The organism is Pseudomonas sp. LRF_L74, assembly GCF_965644255.1.
Taxonomy (GTDB): Bacteria; Pseudomonadota; Gammaproteobacteria; order Pseudomonadales; family Pseudomonadaceae; genus Aquipseudomonas.
Genome location: NZ_CBFFRH010000001.1, coordinates 235,534 through 253,489, shown reverse-complemented (window position 1 = coordinate 253,489; position 17,956 = coordinate 235,534). Strand labels below are relative to the sequence as shown.

Annotated in this window: 16 protein-coding genes; 6 read left to right on the top strand and 10 right to left on the bottom strand. The window is 63.4% G+C overall.

What is annotated here, in order from left to right:
- Positions 1-11: 11 nt before the first annotated feature.
- Entirely contained in the window at positions 12-467 is a 456-nt protein-coding gene (locus ACSZPK_RS01235) for a hypothetical protein (RefSeq protein ID WP_437879580.1), read from the bottom strand.
- Positions 468-600: 133 nt separating this feature from the next.
- Between ACSZPK_RS01235 and ACSZPK_RS01230 the strand changes: the two genes are divergently transcribed.
- Positions 601-957, top strand: a complete 357-nt coding sequence (locus ACSZPK_RS01230; RefSeq protein ID WP_437879579.1) for a helix-turn-helix domain-containing protein — start codon at positions 601-603, stop codon at positions 955-957.
- A gap of 145 nt (positions 958-1,102) precedes the next feature.
- Positions 1,103-2,857 (top strand): phosphoethanolamine transferase CptA, encoded by a 1,755-nt coding sequence (gene cptA, locus ACSZPK_RS01225; RefSeq protein ID WP_437879578.1) that lies wholly within the window; start codon positions 1,103-1,105, stop codon positions 2,855-2,857.
- Between the two features lie 237 nt (positions 2,858-3,094).
- Here cptA and ACSZPK_RS01220 read toward each other — a convergent pair whose 3' ends face one another.
- Together ACSZPK_RS01220 and ACSZPK_RS01215 are read right to left on the bottom strand one after the other, a co-directional pair.
- Positions 3,095-3,502: a YkgJ family cysteine cluster protein gene (locus ACSZPK_RS01220; protein ID WP_437879577.1), complete on the bottom strand. Its 408-nt coding sequence runs from the start codon at positions 3,500-3,502 to the stop codon at positions 3,095-3,097.
- A 321-nt stretch (positions 3,503-3,823) separates the two neighbouring features.
- Positions 3,824-4,759 carry a LysR family transcriptional regulator gene (locus tag ACSZPK_RS01215; protein ID WP_437879576.1) on the bottom strand — a complete coding sequence of 312 codons (936 nt, stop codon included), beginning with the start codon at positions 4,757-4,759 and terminating at the stop codon, positions 3,824-3,826.
- 274 nt (positions 4,760-5,033) lie between these two features.
- Here ACSZPK_RS01215 and ACSZPK_RS01210 point away from each other — a divergent pair, with 274 nt between their 5' ends.
- Together ACSZPK_RS01210 and ACSZPK_RS01205 are read left to right on the top strand one after the other, a co-directional pair.
- A complete protein-coding gene (locus tag ACSZPK_RS01210; RefSeq protein WP_437879575.1) occupies positions 5,034-6,236 on the top strand; it encodes an aminotransferase class III-fold pyridoxal phosphate-dependent enzyme in 1,203 nt (400 codons plus the stop codon).
- Positions 6,236-6,943: a type 1 glutamine amidotransferase gene (locus tag ACSZPK_RS01205; protein ID WP_437879574.1), complete on the top strand. Its 708-nt coding sequence runs from the start codon at positions 6,236-6,238 to the stop codon at positions 6,941-6,943. The genes ACSZPK_RS01210 and ACSZPK_RS01205 overlap by 1 nt, the downstream gene beginning before the upstream one ends.
- Before the next feature lie 124 nt (positions 6,944-7,067).
- Here the strand turns inward: ACSZPK_RS01205 and ACSZPK_RS01200 are convergent, their stop codons facing one another.
- From ACSZPK_RS01200 to ACSZPK_RS01190, 3 genes are all read right to left on the bottom strand, one after another.
- The gene (locus ACSZPK_RS01200) at positions 7,068-8,009 is read right to left on the bottom strand and encodes an AraC family transcriptional regulator (protein WP_437879573.1); all 942 of its coding nucleotides are present in this window, start codon (positions 8,007-8,009) and stop codon (positions 7,068-7,070) included.
- 17 nt (positions 8,010-8,026) lie between these two features.
- On the bottom strand, positions 8,027-8,860 hold the full coding sequence (locus ACSZPK_RS01195) for an oxidoreductase (RefSeq protein ID WP_437879572.1): 834 nt from the start codon (positions 8,858-8,860) through the stop codon (positions 8,027-8,029).
- A 94-nt stretch (positions 8,861-8,954) separates the two neighbouring features.
- Positions 8,955-9,452 carry a hypothetical protein gene (locus tag ACSZPK_RS01190; RefSeq protein WP_437879571.1) on the bottom strand — a complete coding sequence of 166 codons (498 nt, stop codon included), beginning with the start codon at positions 9,450-9,452 and terminating at the stop codon, positions 8,955-8,957.
- Between the two features lie 131 nt (positions 9,453-9,583).
- Here ACSZPK_RS01190 and ACSZPK_RS01185 point away from each other — a divergent pair, with 131 nt between their 5' ends.
- Complete coding sequence (locus tag ACSZPK_RS01185; RefSeq protein ID WP_437879570.1) at positions 9,584-10,519, top strand: AraC family transcriptional regulator; 936 nt, start codon at positions 9,584-9,586, stop codon at positions 10,517-10,519.
- Here the strand turns inward: ACSZPK_RS01185 and ACSZPK_RS01180 are convergent.
- The 4 genes from ACSZPK_RS01180 to ACSZPK_RS01165 all read right to left on the bottom strand — a co-directional run bounded on the left by ACSZPK_RS01180 (position 10,500) and on the right by ACSZPK_RS01165 (position 15,524).
- On the bottom strand, positions 10,500-11,327 hold the full coding sequence (locus ACSZPK_RS01180) for an ABC transporter ATP-binding protein (RefSeq protein WP_437879569.1): 828 nt from the start codon (positions 11,325-11,327) through the stop codon (positions 10,500-10,502). The two genes, ACSZPK_RS01185 and ACSZPK_RS01180, sit on opposite strands and share 20 nt — an antisense overlap.
- Positions 11,324-12,901, bottom strand: coding sequence for an ABC transporter permease (locus ACSZPK_RS01175; RefSeq protein ID WP_437879568.1), 1,578 nt, complete (start codon positions 12,899-12,901; stop codon positions 11,324-11,326). Before ACSZPK_RS01175 ends, ACSZPK_RS01180 begins: the two co-directional genes overlap by 4 nt.
- Positions 12,902-13,406: 505 nt before the next feature.
- The gene (locus ACSZPK_RS01170) at positions 13,407-14,459 is read right to left on the bottom strand and encodes an ABC transporter substrate-binding protein (protein WP_437879567.1); all 1,053 of its coding nucleotides are present in this window, start codon (positions 14,457-14,459) and stop codon (positions 13,407-13,409) included.
- 111 nt (positions 14,460-14,570) lie between these two features.
- The gene (locus ACSZPK_RS01165; RefSeq protein ID WP_437879566.1) at positions 14,571-15,524 is read right to left on the bottom strand and encodes a LysR family transcriptional regulator; all 954 of its coding nucleotides are present in this window, start codon (positions 15,522-15,524) and stop codon (positions 14,571-14,573) included.
- Between the two features lie 179 nt (positions 15,525-15,703).
- Here ACSZPK_RS01165 and ACSZPK_RS01160 point away from each other — a divergent pair, with 179 nt between their 5' ends.
- Entirely contained in the window at positions 15,704-17,938 is a 2,235-nt protein-coding gene (locus ACSZPK_RS01160) for a TonB-dependent siderophore receptor (protein ID WP_437879565.1), read from the top strand.
- Positions 17,939-17,956: the final 18 nt, after the last annotated feature.

The window sequence follows — 17,956 nt, the reverse complement described above, 5'->3', positions numbered from 1 at the left end:
GCGCGTGTGGATCAGGTGAGGGGAATGTCGATTTCGGCCCCTGGATTGTGACGCGTAACCCGCTTCGACAGGCTCACCAGGAAATCGTATTCGTTGGCAGCCCCATCTAGGCGGTAATGCAGCAGCGCAATCTGGCGATCACCATCCTGGGCACGCAGGACCAGGCGTCGGCCGTTGTCGCGATAGCGCAGTGCGAGGACATCGCGGTATTCGGTGGTGCTGCCGTCTTCCCAGCGGATCTGGCGCTCGTCGAAGACGATCCGGGCATGGCGCAGGCGTCGCTCCATCCAGGGGTACCAGACCAGGCCGACCAGGGAATACAGGCCCATGAGCAGTGCCAGGTATTCGAGCCAACCGCCGACCAGGTAGAGCGCAATGGCGAGCAGGCCTACGGCCAGGCTCTTGGCCATGCTGCGGACAATGGCGCTGGAAGGAACGGTGATGGGGAGCAGAGTGATCGTTGACATGACGTCCATTGTCACAGGGAAAATAAGTTTTCTGAAGTATGGAATCTCATGACTTTGCGGGTCAAGTAATGCCGTACGACAGCCGATAACTGTCTCCCTAGACTGCTGCGCACCAGCGACGGCATATGATCCCATGACTGCATTCGGCAAATCCTTGCGTAGATCTCGTTTGGCCGCCGGCCTGACCCAGGAGCAACTGGGTTTTGAGATAGGTGTCACCAAGGCTTCCATCTCGGCCTGGGAGAATGATCGCGAGATGCCCAGCTTCTCCGCGCTCATCCGCCTGCGCGACGTGCTCAAGGTATCCCTGGATCTGCTGGTCGATGGTTTGCCCGATGAGCCGTCGAGCGATGCCAACGGGGCATCCGGCAGCTACCTCGACCCGCGCTACGCTCATGACCCGCGCGAGTTCGACCTTCTGCAACGCTTTCGCAGCATGAGCGTGCGCCGGCAGAAGGCCTTCCTGGAGATCATGCGTCCCGCTGATTGAGGGCGAACCGTCGCCTTGCGGGGGCCCTTGAGCAGCAGCTCGCGCCGGTTGTCGAGGGCACGGATTTTTACCGAAGTCTTGACGATCTTTTCACCGTTCCATCCCGAAACTGCGCCTACTTTCGATTGGGCAGTTCGGGGTGGCCATGTCAGCGGTGCAGTACGGTAAAAAATCGATCGATTGGCCTGGGCTGGCCTGGATGTTCGCGTTCTTCTGGTATTTCTCCGGCGTGACCCAGGTGCTGATCCAGTGCACCGGGACCGCGGGCTTCGCCGGGTTGCGTCAGGCTACGATTCTCAGTGCGTTGTGGATGGCCCCGCTGTTGCTGTTTCCCGCACGCACCCGGCTGCTGGCGGCGTTCATCGGTGTGCCCCTGTGGCTTTGCTCGTTGGCCGGCTTCGGTTATTTCCTGATCTATGGCCAGGAGTTCTCCCAGAGCGTCATCTTTGTCCTGTTCGAGTCCAACCTCGCCGAAGCCTCGGAATACCTGAGCCAGTATTTTGCCTGGTGGATGGTCCCGGCCTTCCTGGCCTATGGTCTCGGTGCCTGGTGGTTGTGGCGACGGCTGCGGCCGGTGCATGTGTCGCGTGGCGCCGCGCTGCTCGCCAGCGTGGCACTGGTGGCCGTGACCTTGGGTTATCCGGGCGTACGCCAGTACCTGAAGTTCCGCGATGTGGAGCTGGCCCTGGAGAACGTCGAGCAGCGCATCGAGACGGCCACGCCCTGGCAGTTGCTGGTCGGCTATCACCAGTATCGCCAGCAACTCGACGGCATGCAGGGCCTGCTTTCCCAGGTCTCCAGCGTCGCGCCGCTCGGCAACCTGAAGGATGCCCAGGCCGGACGGCCATCGACCCTGGTGCTGGTCATCGGCGAGTCGACCAATCGCCAGCGCATGAGCTTGTACGGCTACAACCGCAAGACCACACCGAACCTCGACGAAATCCGCGACCAACTGCAGGTCTTCGATAACGTCATCACCCCGCGCCCCTACACCATCGAGGCGTTGCAGCAGGTGCTGACCTTCGCCGACCAGGAGCATCCGCTGCGCTACCTCGACACGCCGTCGCTGGTCAGCGTGATGAAGCAGGCCGGCTACAAGACCTACTGGATCACCAACCAGCAGACCATGACCAAACGCAACACCCTGCTCACGACCTTTTCCGAGCAGGCGGATGAGCAGGTCTACCTGAACAACAACCGCGAGCAGAACGCCCGTCAGTACGATGACGACGTCTTCGCCCCCTTCGCCAAGGTGCTGGCCGACAGCACGCCGCGCAAGTTCATCGTCGTCCACCTGCTGGGCACGCACATGAGCTACCAGTATCGCTATCCACCGCAGTTCGAACGTTTCACCAGTCGTACCGGGGCACCGGATGGCATCAGCGACGATCAGTTGCCCACCTATAACGCCTACGACAATGCGGTGCTGTTCAACGACTATGTGGTGTCGGGGCTGATCCGGCGCTTCTCGGCGACCGACCCCAATGGTTTCCTGCTGTATCTGTCGGACCACGGCGAGGCGGTGTTCGACCCGGTCGCGCCGAAGGTGCTGGGACGCAACGAAGGCGCTCCGGTGAGCCCGATGTACACCATCCCGTTCATCGTCTGGACGGCGCCGAAGTGGCGGGCGCAGCACCCGGTGGACTTCCGGCCGCTGTTGTCGCGCCCGTTCATCAGCTCCAGCCTGGTGCATACCTGGGCGGACTTGGCCGGCCTGAGTTTCGATGAACTGGACAAGAGCCGCAGCCTGATCAGTGCGAGCTACACGCCGCGCCCACTGCTGATCGGCAATCCGGACATGCCCCGCGGGCTGATCGACTTCAGCCTGATCAAGCCGAAGGCAGCGGGTGCGCAGTTGGCGCAGCAGGACGCTGCGGGCAAGCCGGCCAAGGCACTGTAGCTCGGGTAGACGTCCCTTAGAGCCTGTTCACGGTCTCAGATCGGCTCCTTGGGTAGCGTTGAGGCAGGAGCGGGCATTCGTTATTCCTCCGTCATTCCCGCGAAGGCGGGAATCCAGAGGCGCCTTTTTTGGGCTCCCGCCTTCGCGGGAGTGACGGCTAAACACACCGAGTAATGACGTCCGCTTCTGCCTCGAAGCAGCCATTCGAACGCGCTCGAAAAGATCGTGAACAGGTTCTTAGCGAGCCGCCTGCTGCTTGGGTTTCCAGGCGCAGTAGCCAGGGCGTGGTCCTACGCGCGGGTGGTTGCGGCAAGTGTCCGGGCGCTTCTCGTAGATCGTGCACAGGCGCGACTTGCGGTCCAGGTACATGCAGTCGTCGTTGCTCATGCGCGCCAGGGTGAAGATGCCGGACTTCTGGTTGAAGCGCTCGATGACGCCGTCCTTCTGCAAGCGCTTGGCGATGTTCCTCGGCGGTTCGCCGCGCTCGAATTCGTCGACCAGGCCGATGCGGATCAGGTCGCCGATGCGCACCTCGACCGGCAGGGTGCAGCAGGTGGAATGGCAACTGCTGCACATGTCCTTGGTGTAGCGACTCCAGGTTTCCAGGCGGTCGATTTCGGCGGCGGCGATCAATTGCGGTTTCATCGGGGGCACCGGCGAAAGGAAGGGAAAAGGCGCGCGATGATAACGGGCGCCACGAATTTGTGAATCCCTTCTCGTCGGCCAGGATTTGTAGGCAATGGCTTACACGTTCTGCCAGCTTTTACGGCTAGCGCCATACAGGTCGGATCTTTAACCTTGCTTTCCATGGACGACGCGCAGGAAGCGCCAAGGAAAACACGGATTCGTAGGAGTGCCGCCAGGATGGCGAGCCGACAGGATGTCAGGGAACCAGTCTGCAAAACCCCGCGCAAGCGGGGTTTTTCTTTTGCGCGGAAAAAAACAGCGGCAAACCCCAAGCGCAAGTCAGAGCGGCTCGAAGGGCTCCGGGCTCCTGCTTGTGGCTTGAGGCATGAAACTGGTGGCTGTCAGCCCTTCCAGCAGCGTGCGCAGCAGGTCCAGCGTGGCCTGCTGGCGCTGCGCGTCGCGAAACACCAGGCCGACTTGCAATGGGATGCGCGGTTCGCTGATCGGTTTCCACAGCAACCCCTGGTTGGCATGCAACTGCCTTGCTCGACCCGGCAGGACGGTGGCCAGGGTCGTATTCGGCAGGCTGTCGAGAATGCCGCTCATGTGATTCAGCTCGGCCTGGACCTGGGCGCGGCGACCGAGCAGCGCCAGTTGCTCCTGCCAGATCTGCCGCACGCGAAACTCTTCGCCAAGCAGCAGCATCTGCTGTTCCGCGGCTTGGGCCAGCGAGACTTTCTTGAATTCGCGCAGGGGATGTTCCTCGGGGATCACCAGTTGCAGCTCATCCTGATACAGCTCCAGGCTATGCAGCCCGGGCTGGCGTGGTGGCAGGAAGCCGATGCCGATGTCCAGGCTGCCGGAGAGCAGGCGCCGCTCGACATCCAGGCCGGACAATTCGTAGATCTGCACCACCAGATGAGGCTGGCTTTCGCGCAGGCGTTCGAGCAACTGCGGTACCAGGCTGGCGTTGACCGTCTGCAGCACGCCGATGGCCAGGCTGCGCGGCGAGCGGCCCTTGAAACTGCGCAGGGCTTCGCGTGCCCGCTCCAGGCCGTCGAGCAGCGGTAGCGCGTGGTTATAGAGCGTGTGAGCGGCAAGCGTTGGCAGCAGGCGTTTGCCGCTGCGCTGGAACAGCGCGACGTCGAGATTCTGTTCCAGTTGGCGAATCTGTTGCGACAGTGCGGGTTGCGACAGGCACAGGCGTTCGGCGGCGCGGCCGACATGGCCTTCCTCGTAGAGGGCGACGAAGTAGCGCAACTGGCGAAAGTCCATGAGGTCGTACCTGGCTTGTTCGATAAGCTTAGCTTATCAATGAAGCAGGCAAATCGAAATGTCCCGTTGCCCTTGCAACCCCTAATCTACCCGCCAAGCAAGCCGATATCGTGCGCCCGGAGGCATCCATGCGCTCACCCAGGTTCCAAGGCGTTTTCATAGGTAAAGTCGAAGATGCCGACTTCGCCAGCGCAGTGCCATGAGCATCGTCGAGCAGGGCGCCGCGGGCATCCATCGGCCCGGGTCGAATATCGCTACGAGGAGGTCGAGCAACATGCGTGACGAATGGGCCAGTGACCGGCTGATGAACACGGTGGCACGTCCGCCGCAGATCTTCGTGCGCGGTCAGGGTTCATGGCTGTGGGACAGCGAAGGGCGCTCCTACCTGGACTTCACCCAGGGCTGGGCGGTCAACAGCCTGGGGCACAGCCCGCGTGCCGTGGTGCAGGCCTTGTCGCGCCAGGCCGAGCAGTTGATCAATCCGGGACCGGCCTTCTACAACCGTGGCATGCTCGATCTGGCCGGCCGCTTGTGCCAGGCGACCGGCAGCGACCAGGCCTACTTCCTCAATAGCGGCGCCGAGGCCAACGAGGGCGCGATCAAGCTGGCGCGCAAGTGGGGCGCGCGTCACCGCGATGGCGCGTTCCGCATCGTCACCGCGCAGCATTCGTTTCATGGCCGCACCCTGGCGACCATGTCCGCATCCGGCAAGCCAGCGTTCGAGGCGTTGTTCGAGCCCAAGGTGCCGGGGTTCGACAAGGTGCCGTACAACGACCTGGACGCGCTCGATGCGGCGCTGGGCGATGACGTGGTGGCGGTGCTGCTCGAACCCTTGCAGGGGGAGGCGGGCGTGATCCCCGCCACCCTTGAGTATTTGCAGGGGGCCGAGCGCCTGTGCCGTGAGCGCGGCGCCTTGCTGATGCTCGATGAGGTGCAGACCGGCGTCGGTCGTTGCGGCACCTTGCTCGCCGAAGAGCTGTACGGCATCCGCGCCGATGTCGTCACCCTGGGCAAGGGGCTGGGCGGCGGCGTGCCGCTCGCCGCCTTGCTGGCGCGGGGCAACGCCTGTTGCTTCGAGCCCGGCGAGCAGGGCGGCACCTACCACGGCAATGCGCTGATGACCAGCGCCGGCCTGGCGGTGGTCGACACGGTGCTGGAGCCCGGTTTTCTCGAGCAGGTACGCGATATCGGCGATCACCTGCGCGATGCCCTGGAGCGCCTGGCCAAGCGCCAGGGGCTCGGTGGGGTGCGCGGGCACGGGTTGTTGCTCGGTCTTGCCCTGAATGAGCTACCGGCCGCCGCAGTGGTGCGCGAAGCGATGGTCGAGGGTCTGTTGATCAACGCGCCGCAGCCGGATTGCCTGCGTTTCTCGCCGGCGCTGACGGTCAGCCATGGCAATGTCGATGAAATGATCCGGCGCCTGGGGCGGGCGATGACCCATGCACGGCAACGTAAAAACGATGTGGAGGTAGCTTGATGCGGGTTGCGATCATTCAGCACGTGGCATTCGAAGGACCAGGGCGTATCGCCGACTGGATCGACGCCCGTGGCTTTTCCAGCCAGACGTTTCACCCGTATGCCGGCGATGCGTTACCGGAACTCGCTGCCCTCGATCTGCTGGTGGTGATGGGCGGGCCGATGAGTGTCCACGACGTCGCCGAACATCCCTGGCTGGTCGCTGAAAAACACTTGATTCGCGCGGCGTTGGAAGGGGGCAAGCGTGTGCTGGGCGTATGCCTGGGCGGGCAATTGATCGCCGAAGCGCTCGGTGCCGGGGTGCGTCCAGGCGAGCAGGCCGAGATCGGCTGGTGGCCTCTGGAGAAGCAGGCCCAGGCCAAGCGCTCGCCGCTGGGGCGCATGCTGCCGCAGCGGTTGATGGCCATGCATTGGCATGGCGAGACCTTCGACCTGCCCGCCGAGAGCATCGCCCTGTACGGCTCGGCAGCCTGTGCCAACCAGGGCTTCGTCTGGCGCGAACGCGCGGTGGCGCTGCAATGCCACCTGGAAAGCACGCCGGACAGTATCGAGGCGTTGCTGGCGGCCTGCCCGGACGATCTCAAGCGCGCCGGCGCGGTCCAGGATGCCCAGACCATCCGCGATGGCCTGTCTCAATGCAGCTCGATGGCGCCGACACTGCAGCGCCTGCTCGATTACCTCAGTGGCCCGTTGGCCAGCCTTACCTGACGATTTCTACCGTCTCGTTAGAGACCTTATGCGCTATGCAGCCGCCCCGTTCTCGGGGCGTTTTTTTGGGCGCGGCGAAAGTGGTGCGGCTTGCCTCGGCGCCTCTCCATGGGGACGGCCCTGCTCAGTGCGACGATACAAAAGGCGACGGGCTCGTCGGTGCGGGCAACGCATAGGCTTTTTTCATCCACGCCACCTCCGCCAACGGCGTGCGGCCGAAGAGGCGTTTGAAGTCGCGACTGAATTGCGAGGCGCTTTCGTAGCCCACCAGAAACGCTGACTTGGCGGCCGTCAGGTCGTTGCGCAGCATCAGTAACCGCGCCTGATGCAGGCGTGCCGACTTGAGGTATTGCATCGGTGACGAATCGGTCACCTTGCGAAAATGCAGGTGGAAGCTGGGCACGCTCATCCGCGCTTCCTGGGCCAGGGCCTCGACATCCAGGTGCTCATGGTAGCAACTGTGGATTTTGTGAATGGCCCGCGTGACCTTGCCGAACTGGCCCTGCTGAACGATGGCCGCGCGCAGGGTGCCGCCTTGTTCGCCAGTGAGGATGCGGTAGTAGAGTTCTCGCAGCATGGCCGGGCCGAGGATTCGCGCGTCGCTGCTGTCGGTCATCACCTGTAGAAAACGCAGGGTCGACTGGCGCAGCGCCGCGTCCATCGGCGAGGCGTACATGCCCATCGGCTGCGCCGTACTGACGCCGCGCACTGCATCCACCTGCTGGATCAACTCACCCGCCAGGGCGAAGTCCAGGCGCAGATACACCGCCAGCATCGGCTCCGTCTCGCTGGCGTCGGTCTCCATGGTGAAGGGCACCGGCACCGACACCACCAGATAATGCTGGGCGTCGTAGACGTAGACAGCATCCCCCAGGTAGCCACGTTTCTGGCCCTGGCAGAGGATGACGATGCCGGGCTCATAGAGCACCGGCGTGCGCGTCAGCGGTCGGTTGGCGCGCAAGAAACGCACATCATCCAGGGGCGTCAGGTTGTACCCCTCCTGGGGTGCAAGCTGGCTCATCAACTGCACCATGCGCGCGGTGCACGGGTCCCTGGGCTTGGTCATGCTCTCTCCATCAAGGCTCAGCCATCGGTAGAACGGCTTAGCGTCTCCCATTGCTCAATACTCTCTAGCGTACGCTGCAGCTTGTCACGCACCAGGGCCAGGGCATCGCTGCCTAGCAGCAGGTGAGCAGGCGGGTTCGGGCTGGCGATAATCGCCAGCATGGCGCGCGCGGCTTTCTGCGGGTCGCCCAACTGATGGCCATTTTTCTCCTCGCGGGCTTTGCGCACCGGGTTGAAGCTCGCGTCATAGTCACTGATACGACGCGGTGTGCGCTGCATCGAGCGGCCCGCCCAGTCCGTACGGAACGAGCCTGGCGCCACGGCGGTGACAAAGATGGCGAAGGGCGCCAGCTCCTTGCTCAGGGTGTCGGAGATACCTTCCAGGGCAAATTTGCTGGCGCAGTAATAGGCGATGCCCGGCATGGTGATATGGCCGCCCATGGATGTGATATTGAGGATATGCCCGGCCCGCCGCTGGCGAAAATACGGGACAAAGGCCTTGGTCACCGCCACCGCGCCGAACAGGTTCACATCGAACTGCTGGCGCATTTCTGCCAGCGACGACTCCTCGAACACGCCCTCGTGGCCATAGCCGGCGTTATTGACCAGCACATCCACCGGGCCATACTGGGCCTCGACTGTGGCGACCACTGCATCGATGGCATCGAAATGGGTCACGTCCAGCAGCACCGCATGGGCCCGCTCCGGCGACAGCGCCTCGAAGGTTGCCCGAGCGGATTCGCTGCGTACGCTGCCGATCACCCGATGGCCCTGGGCGAGCGCCTCCTTGGCCAGGGCCTGGCCAAAGCCGCTGCTGACACCGGTGATGAAGAGGGTTTTGCTCGCACTCATGGCATGCGCTCCTGAACGGGTAGGGTGCGGCCATGCTAGGGCGAAGGACGTTGGGGCACTATGCCGGATCGGATGTGAGTCTTGCCCAATCCTATCAACGGTAGTCGGCGCGCGACGGCGCCGCTTGCCTGCGCAAGTAGATCACCTGCGCCGCCACGCCAACGACAAGGGCAAGCAACAGGCTGGCCTGGGCGCCGATCAACACCGGTGAATGCAGGTCCGTAGCGATGGGGTGGCCATCCGGCACCCGGCGCAGAACTTCAGAGACCGTGGGCAGCATCAGAAGGAACGCCGTCACACTGAGCAGAATGGTTTCCAGGTACACCCCGGCCCGCCCAAACGCACGGATGCGCCCGACGCCATAGCCGACCAGCAGCAGTACCAGGGTTAGCACGGCGATGGCATTGCTGACCGTCTGCTTGGCAATCAGAAACACCGAGCTGGCTCCCACCAGCATGAATACCAGATAGGCCAGGCCGGGCGTGGAGCGGGGAACGATACGGCCGTGGCGAACGAACATATAAGCGGCCAGCGGAATGGCGGGCAGGCTACCCAGCGTATGTAACCAGCCAAGGGCAGAGATTCCGAACATTGAGCACTTCCTTCTGGTTGGATGATCGGCATGGTTCGCCTCCACCACATCGGCGCCGGATAGCTTCTGGCCAAACGCAGCGGTGGGCTATGCTTGCGGTCTTACGTTAGTCAAAGCGCGGCCAGCCCGACATGATCGATTCACCGGAACACTTGATCATTCTTCCGGAAATGCAACTGGAGGGATTCGCCACGGGGGACCTGCTGTCCCAGGTGCTCGCGCAAATGCGCCTGACCGGTGACCGCGTTTATTCCGCCACGCTCGAACAGGGCGATCGCCTGGAGCTGGACCGCAACAGCGCCCACGTGTGCCTGCTACAAACAGGACGCTTGCAGATTCAGCGCGACGACGAGCCCGCCGTGCTGCTGGAGCCCGGCGATATCTTCCTGCTGCCCCACACCCTGGAGAAGCTGAAGCTCACCGCCTGCGACGGCCCGACAACGCTCGCCGTCTGCCGCTTCTGGTTCGATGCCGGAAGCTTTCGGGCCATGTTGTTCGCCCTGCCCTGGCTGATTCATATCAAACGGACCGAAGCGGCGCCGTGGTCCGAAGGCCTGCTGCATTTCATGCTGCTGGAAGCCAATGACGTGCAGCCGGGCGGTGCGCTGATGGTTTCCCGGCTGATCGACCTTACGGTCATCCGCGTGCTGCGCACCTGGGTTCAGCAAGGTGCCGCGTCCGGCTGGCTGGGTGGTTTGTCCGACGCCCGCATCGCTCGCGTGCTCAGGGCCATTCATGAGCAGCCCAGGCAGCAGTGGCGCATCGATGCGCTGGCGAAGCTGGCGGGCATGTCGCGCTCCAGTTTCTGTGAGCGGTTCAGCGCACTGGTGGGGCGTTCGCCCCTGCGCTATCAGAACGAATGGCGGCTGACGTTGGCCAAAACCATGCTGGCCACCCACACCAGCCGTGTCGGCGACGTGGGTTTTGCGGTTGGCTATGAATCCGAGGCGGCATTCAGTCGCGCCTATAAAGCTTTTTTTGGCCGCTCTCCCCGAGAAGACCAGAGTGCCCGCAATGCGGCTGATGAGCCGAGCGCCAAGGCCCGCTTCAATACGCCAACGCCGTAAGCGGCAGGTCGGCGATGCGCGGCGGTGGCGCCTGGTAGTCGCCGTCGCCGGTCAACTCGAACAGCAGTTCCTGGCGCAGGCGGTGGAAGGCGAAGCCGGCACGGTCGCGTGGGTGCGGCAGGTCGATCTCGACCACCCGCTTGATCCGCCCCGGACGTGGCGCCATGACCACCACGCGGTCGGCGACGAAGATCGCTTCTTCGACATCGTGGGTGACCAGCAGGCTGGTGATACCGGCACGTTTGCGGATGGCCAGCAGCTCTTCCTGCATCTGCTGGCGGGTCAAGGCATCGAGGGCGCCGAAGGGTTCGTCGAGTAGCAGGATGCGCGGGCTCGCCACCAGGCCACGGGCGATGGCCACGCGCTGTGCCATGCCACCGGAGAGTTGGTGTGGGTAGGCATGCTGGAAGCCGTCGAGGCCGACCAGTTGGATGAAGTCCGCGACCCGGCGTTTGCGCTCTTCGGCGCTCAATTGCTCGTTGACCAGGCCCAGGTCGATGTTCTGCTCGACACTCAGCCAGGGGAACAGGCGGTGTTCCTGGAACACGATGCCGCGCTCGCTGCCGATGCCGCGCAGCGGCTGGCCGTCGATCAGGATCTGGCCGTCGAAGTGCTCGTCGAGGCCGATCAGCAAGCGCAGCAGGGTGGACTTGCCGCAGCCGCTGGAGCCGAGGATGGCGATGGATTCGCCTTCCTTCACGTCGAGACTGAATTCACTGATCGCCAGCAACTCGCCGTCCTGCACGGGGAAACGTTTGCCGACCTTGTCGAAGCGCACGGTAGGGAGGATCGGGGCTTGAGCGTTCATGCGGTTCTCCAGCGGGTGGCGCGTGCTTCGATGAGTTGGCCGAGCGTGTTGATCAGGGCGCCGGTGAGGCCGATCAGCAGCATGGCGGCCATGATCAGGTCCATGCGGAACAGTTGTTGGGCGGAAATCATCAGGCTGCCGATACCGCCATTGGAGGGCATGAAGTATTCCGCGCCGATGGTGCCCAGCCAGGCGTAGATCAGCGACAGGCGCAGGCCGGCGAAGATCGCTGGCGCCGCACCGGGCAGGACCAGGCGGGTGAGGCGCAGTCGTTTGTTCAGGCGCAGCACGCGCGCGGCTTCATCGAGCTGTGGCGACAGGTTGGCCACGCCGCGCTGGGTGGCGATGAACAGCGGGAAGAACGTCGCCAGGGCGACGAAGACGATCTTGGCTGGCTCACCCAGGCCGAACCAGGCGGTGATCAGCGGCACCCAGGCGAAGATCGCCACATGGCGCAGCACGCCGAGCGTCGGGCCGAACAGCGGCTCGCCACGCCGCCACAGCCCCAGCAAGAGGCCAACCAGCAGGCCCAGCCCGCCGCCGACCAGCAGGCCGCCAAGCGCGCGGCCAAGGCTGCGTGCCATGGCGTCGATCAGGCTGCCGTCGAGCAGGCCGCCGCGCAGGGCCTCCCAGACTGCCGCTGGTGTCGCGAGGATGTTCGCATCGACCCACTGCAGCGTGCCGGCAAGCTGCCACAACGCAAGCAGTGCGATGGGCAGCAGCCACGGCTCGACGCGGTGCCAACCATGAGCGCGTGTGCGGCGGAACTCCGCGGTCGCCGGGTGCGGCCAATAGAGCAGGCGGCGGTCGAGCCAGGCGATGCCCTTGTCCATGGTCACGCCGATCACGCCAATGACCAGGATGCAGACGAACACGATATCCAGCATGAACAGTTGGCGACCCCAGACCATCAGGTAGCCGATGCCTTCGCTGGAGGCGAGCAGTTCGACCGCCAGCAGCGACGACCAGGCCGTGCTCAAGGCGATGCGCAGGCCGGCCATGAAGGACGGCAGCGCGGCCGGGATGGTCAGGCGCCACAGGTGCAGGTGCGCAGGCAGGCGCAGCACTTGGGCAGCCTCGCGCAGGCGGGGCTGGGCATCGCGCACGCCGACCAGGGTGTGCAGGGTAATCGGCACCACCACGGCCTTGATCAACACCACCAGCTTGAGTGCTTCGCCGATACCGAAGAACAGCATGAACAGCGGAATCCAGGCCAGGGTCGGGATCTGCGCCAGGCTGGCGAAGGTCGGGTAGATCAGGCGTTCGGCGCGGGCGCTGCCACCGAGGATCGCCCCTAGCAGAGTACCGATCGCCACCCCACCCAGCAGGCCGAGGGCCAGGCGTTGCAAGCTGATGCCCAGGTGCTGCCACAGCTCGCCGGCGCCGAATTCCAGCAGGCTTTGCCAGACCAGCGCGGGCGAGGGCAGCACTTGCTCGCTCATCCAGTCGAAACGACTGGCCAGGCTCCACAACACGAACAGCGCGGCCGGCAGCAACCAGGGCAGCAGGTGCCTGGCGTGATGGTACGGCGATGCCGTAGCGGCGAAGCTTTTGGAAGTGGCTGTGTGGGACATCGGCACGCTCGGTTGGGGTTTTTAATTGAAATGATCAGGGGGCTGTTTCGTTGCGCTCTCAGCATTTCGGGGCGGTAGCGTTGAGGCAGGAGCGGACGTTCGTCCGATGATCGGTTTATATCCTCGTCATTCCCGCGAAGGCGGGAACCCAAAAAAGCGCTTCTGGATTCCCGCCTTCGCGGGAATGACGGTGAAATACACCGCGTAAGAACGGTCATCACATGAATGTCCGCTCCTGCCTCTATGCAGCACGTAGGGTGGACCGGGACGCGCAGTTAACGCGAAGCTTGTCCACCGCTCTGCATGGCCAATGGTGGACAAAAAGAGCGTTGTCCACCCTACGTCCGCTTTGACCTCTTAACAGCCATTCAAACTGAAATGGCTCCTGAATCTATTAGTTGTTTAGTTTTTTAAGTCGTTTGAGGAATAAGAAAGGTCTATTTAAAAGGCCTCGTTCCTTCGCGGCCAATGCATTTGGGGAATATTCCCCATGCTGGCGGCGCATTCATCGCGCCTTGCCGCTGGCGTCATAGACAGGCCAGAAATCGGTCAGATTCTGTTGCTGCAAGGCGGCATCGACGAAACGGCTCTCGAACCAGTCATCGACCTTGAAAGGGCGGCGGATCAAGCGCAGTTCGGCGGCGCGCTGGATGCTGTCCTGGTAGCTGGCGCGCAGGAACTCATCCAGGCGCGGCGAATGGCGAAACAGCAGGTCGGTGCCCTGGTATTCAGCCCGGAAAATCTCGGCGGGAATCGCGCTCTGTGTCGCGAGTACGTCGATGTATTCGTCGAAATTCGCCGGGCTCGACGCCCAGGCCGCATTTTTTACCAGCACATCCACCAGCTTCTGCGTCGCTTCGGGATAACGCTGGAGGAACGTGGCGCTGGCCACCAGGCCGGTCTGGGTGGTGGCCGTCAGCGGCAGTTGTTTGGTATCGACCGGGAACGCGATGCCCTGCTTGCGCAACGCGAGGATGCCCATGCCCGACCAGGTGGCATCGATCTGGCGTGCCGCCAGGGCCGCACGGGCCGCGCTCCAGTCGAGGCTGACGATACTCAGGTCGCGCTCCTTCAAGCCGGCCTGATCGAGGGCGCGGGCGAACGATAGCTGGTCCGCCGTGCCGCGATAGACCGAGATGCGCTTGCCGCGCAGGTCTTGCAGTGAAGTGATGGCTGCTTCCGGCGTGCTGGCGAGGTACATGTTCGAGCCGCGCCCGCCGAGGATCAGGCGGGTGTCGAGACCATTGGCGCGGCCGATGATGGCGGCCAGGTCGCCGAGGGCGGCGAAGTCCAGCTGGCCGTTGGCGAAGGCCTCGTTCACCGCCGGACCGGCCCCCTTGAAGAAGTGCCACTCGACCTTCACGCCGTCGGCGGCGAAAGCCTCTTCCAACTGCTGGCGCACGTGGGCGATACCCAACGGGCCGGCGGTGAAAGGCTTGCTTCCGGCACTCTGGTCGGGCGCGCCGATGCGCAGGGTCGCCGGTTGCTCGGCAGCCTGGGCGAACAGGCTGGAGCAGGCCAGCAGAATAGCGATGAGAAAGGTTGGCAGGCGAATCATGGATGCTTTCCTGTTGCGCGAGAGGGGGGCTCGCTGCATTTCATTGGCCTGCCGGGCAATGCGGCAATCGCATTGCGGGCATATTTCATATGCATGGCGTGCAAGTCCCGTTCATACGCCCACATGCTCTGCGGGAAGGCCGGCGAGGTGATCGGCGAGGCCTTCGTCGATCTGTTCGATGCGCTCGATCATGGCCTTGGCCAGCGATGACAACGCGCGGCCCTGGCGATGGACCACCCCGTAGCGGGTGTGCAGTTCCTCCAGGTGTTCGGGCATATCCAGCGGTTGCAGGCGGCTCAGCCCACCCTTGAGGAAATACGGTTCCAGGTTCAGGGCGTTGCCGATGGCGATGGCATCGGAATGCATCACCACATTGAGCAAGGCATAGGTGTGCTCGCATTCCACGCTGGGCATGAAGTCGCGGCGCCCGCTGTATTCGGTGAGCAGCTTGCGGATGTTCGGCGGGCGGAAGGTGGTGGCCAGCGGGTAGCTGAACAGGTCGCTGCAGGTGAGGGATTCCCGTCCGGCCAGTGGGTGATCCGGGCGGCAGCAGAAGGTCATGCGCTGTGGGCGCAGGCGAATGATCCGGTAATCCGGATCGGCCTCGAAACGCCGGGTGTCGGCGACGAAGAACTCGATGTCCTCGTTGATCAGGCGCTGGTTCAGGTCCTGCCAGTTATCCACCTGGAAATGCACCCGCGCCTTGGGGTAGTCGGCGATGAATGCCGCCACCGCCCGTGGCACCAGTTGCCCGGCCGGCGCCGGGCCGCAGCCGAAACGCAGGGTGCCGATTTCCGCGCCGTTGAGGCGACCGATCTCGCTGTTCAGGTCCTGGGCCTGGCGCAACAGGCGGCGGGCATGTTCGAGCAGTACCAGGCCCTGTTTGGTTGGCGGCAGGTCCTTGCTGGCGCGGTCGACCAACTGGAAGCCGGCATTGTGCTCCAGCGCCTGGATGCTGCGGCTGAAGGCCGACTGCGACAGGTTCACCGCGGCGGCGGCGGCGACGAAGCTGCGCTGCTCGGCAAGGGCGACGAAGTGGCGCAGTTGGCGAAGGTCGATATGCATGATCTACATCGAAAGTTTCGGTGAAATGCAATTGCTGCAAGGGCATGGCGCTTTTATAAATGTCCTTGCTTATTTCTAAAAGTTCGAATTAAGCATAAATACATACCTATATCGAATAATCACGCTCGACTCGCCTCCGCTATTCGGCAGCGCTCGCCGCGTTTTCAAAGGAGCACTCCGTGTATCGACAAGGTGAGAGCTGCGGGCCGCAATCGGCTGCCCGACTGACCCCGCTTTATGTGGCGCTGTTGGCGGCGTGGGCTGGACTGAGCATGCCCAGTGCATATGCCCAGACGGACGGGGACGCAGAGGAATACGAGAACGAGCAGGGCGATACGCCGGTGCTGGGGCGGGTTCTGGTCACCGGCGAAAAGGCCATCGTCAAGAAAGTCCCGGTCCGGGGTGGCGCGCTGGGGCCGCGTAGCGATCTGCAGACGCCGTTCTCCACCGTCAGCGTCAACAGCGAGAAGATCGAGGAGCGCCAGGCCAAGACCATCGGCAAGCTGTTCGAGGGCGAGGCGGGCGTCGAAGCCAAGGGCAATACCTACTCGATCCAGCCGTTCTCCTTGAACGTGCGCGGCCTGCGCCTGGACTTCACCAATGGCTACAAGATCGACGGCCATCCGTTCCAGATGTATGGCGTCGAGCTGCCGCTGGAGGCCTTCGAGACCGTGCAGCTACTCAAGGGTGCCACGGGCTTCCTGTATGGCATCGGTTCGCCGGGCGGCATCGTCAATTACATTTCGAAGAAGCCCACCGATACGCCGACCCTGTCGGTGGACGTCGGTTACACCCAGGACAGCATTTTCAGCCAGCACGTCGATGCCGGCGGGCGTTTCGGTGATGAAGACCGGTTCGGCTATCGCCTCAACGCCGTGCAGGAGCGGGGCGAGTCATACAACGGCACCCATGTCGAACGGCATGTCGAGTCGCTGTACCTGGATGCGCGCATCAACCCGGCGCTGACCTGGCGCGGCAATGTGTTGTTCCAGGAGCGCAACCTGGAAGGCGGCATCACTGCGATCAGCGTGGCCGATGCCGGCGCCCGTGCCTACAGCGGCACCAAGCTGCCCGACGCCATCAGCGGGCGTAAGGACCTGACTGGTTACGACTCGTCTTACTACAACTCCAGGGCCTGGGCCGCCAGCACGGGGCTGGAATGGTCGTTGAACGATACCTGGACCCTGGACGCCAGCTATTCGCACACCTACAAGCGCATCAACTCGCGCGACGAGACCCTGCACCTGCGCAACGCTGCGGGCGACTACGACCTGGCGCTACGCCAGTTCTACCAGCCGACGCTGCAGTACGACTCCACCCAATTGCGCCTGGACGGTGAATTCCAGACCGGCTGGATTCGCCACCAGGTGGTGACCGGCCTCGGCCTGCAGTGGCATACCCGCGACCTCAACCAGGGTGACCCGTCGCTCAATCCGGACACCAGCACTGGCGGCCAGAACCACGTCTATCCCAACGGCACGCTGCCGACCGGAAACCTCAACGGCTCCTCGCTGGATCTGGCCTACAACGGCTATTCACCGCGCAAATTCTTCGAGATATCCACCACCCGCGAGAACTCGGTGTTCTTCAGCGACACCCTGGGCTTCGGTGATCATTGGTCGCTGCTGCTGGGGTTGCGCAAGTTCGATTACCGCAACGAAAACTACTACGTCTCCGGGCGCCGGCGCAGTGTCTACGAGGAACAGCCGACCACGCCGACCGTGGCGCTGCTGTATTCGCCGCGAGCGGACACGACCTTCTACGCGAGCTATGTCGAGGCGCTGGAAGACGGCGGTTCGGTGGGTACGACTTACGCCAACTCCGGCGAGTCGATCGCGCCTATCGAGAGCAAGCAATACGAGCTCGGTTTCAAGAGCAACCGTGAAGACTGGGCGCTGTCCGCGGCGCTGTTCCGCATCGACCGCGGCGCCGGTTACGCGAATGCGAGCAACGTATACATCTCCGACGGCACCGTGCGTTACGACGGCATCGAGATCAATGGTCAGTACCGTGTATTACCGACCCTGACCGTATCGGCCGGCGGCACGTTATTGCGCGCCAAGTACCTGGAAGCGGCCGAGGCGATCAAGGGCAACAAGGTCGAAGCCGTCGCCCGTGTGCAGGGCAACCTGGGGCTGGAAAAGAGCTTCGAGTCGATCCCCAACCTGCGCGTGCATGGCTCGCTCAATCACAGTGGCAAGCAGTACATCAACGCCCTCAACTCCCGCGAAGTGCCGGCCTATGAAGTGGTCAGCGTCGGCGCCAGTTATCGCGTGCCGCTCGGCCAGGGCCAGGTCACCTACCGCGCCGAACTGGACAACCTGTTCGACGAGGAATACTGGCTGGCATCGAGCAACGCCCTGGTCGTCGGTGCGCCGCGCACCCTGAGTCTCAACGTCCGTTACGACTTCTGATCCGCAAAGGAACCTCAT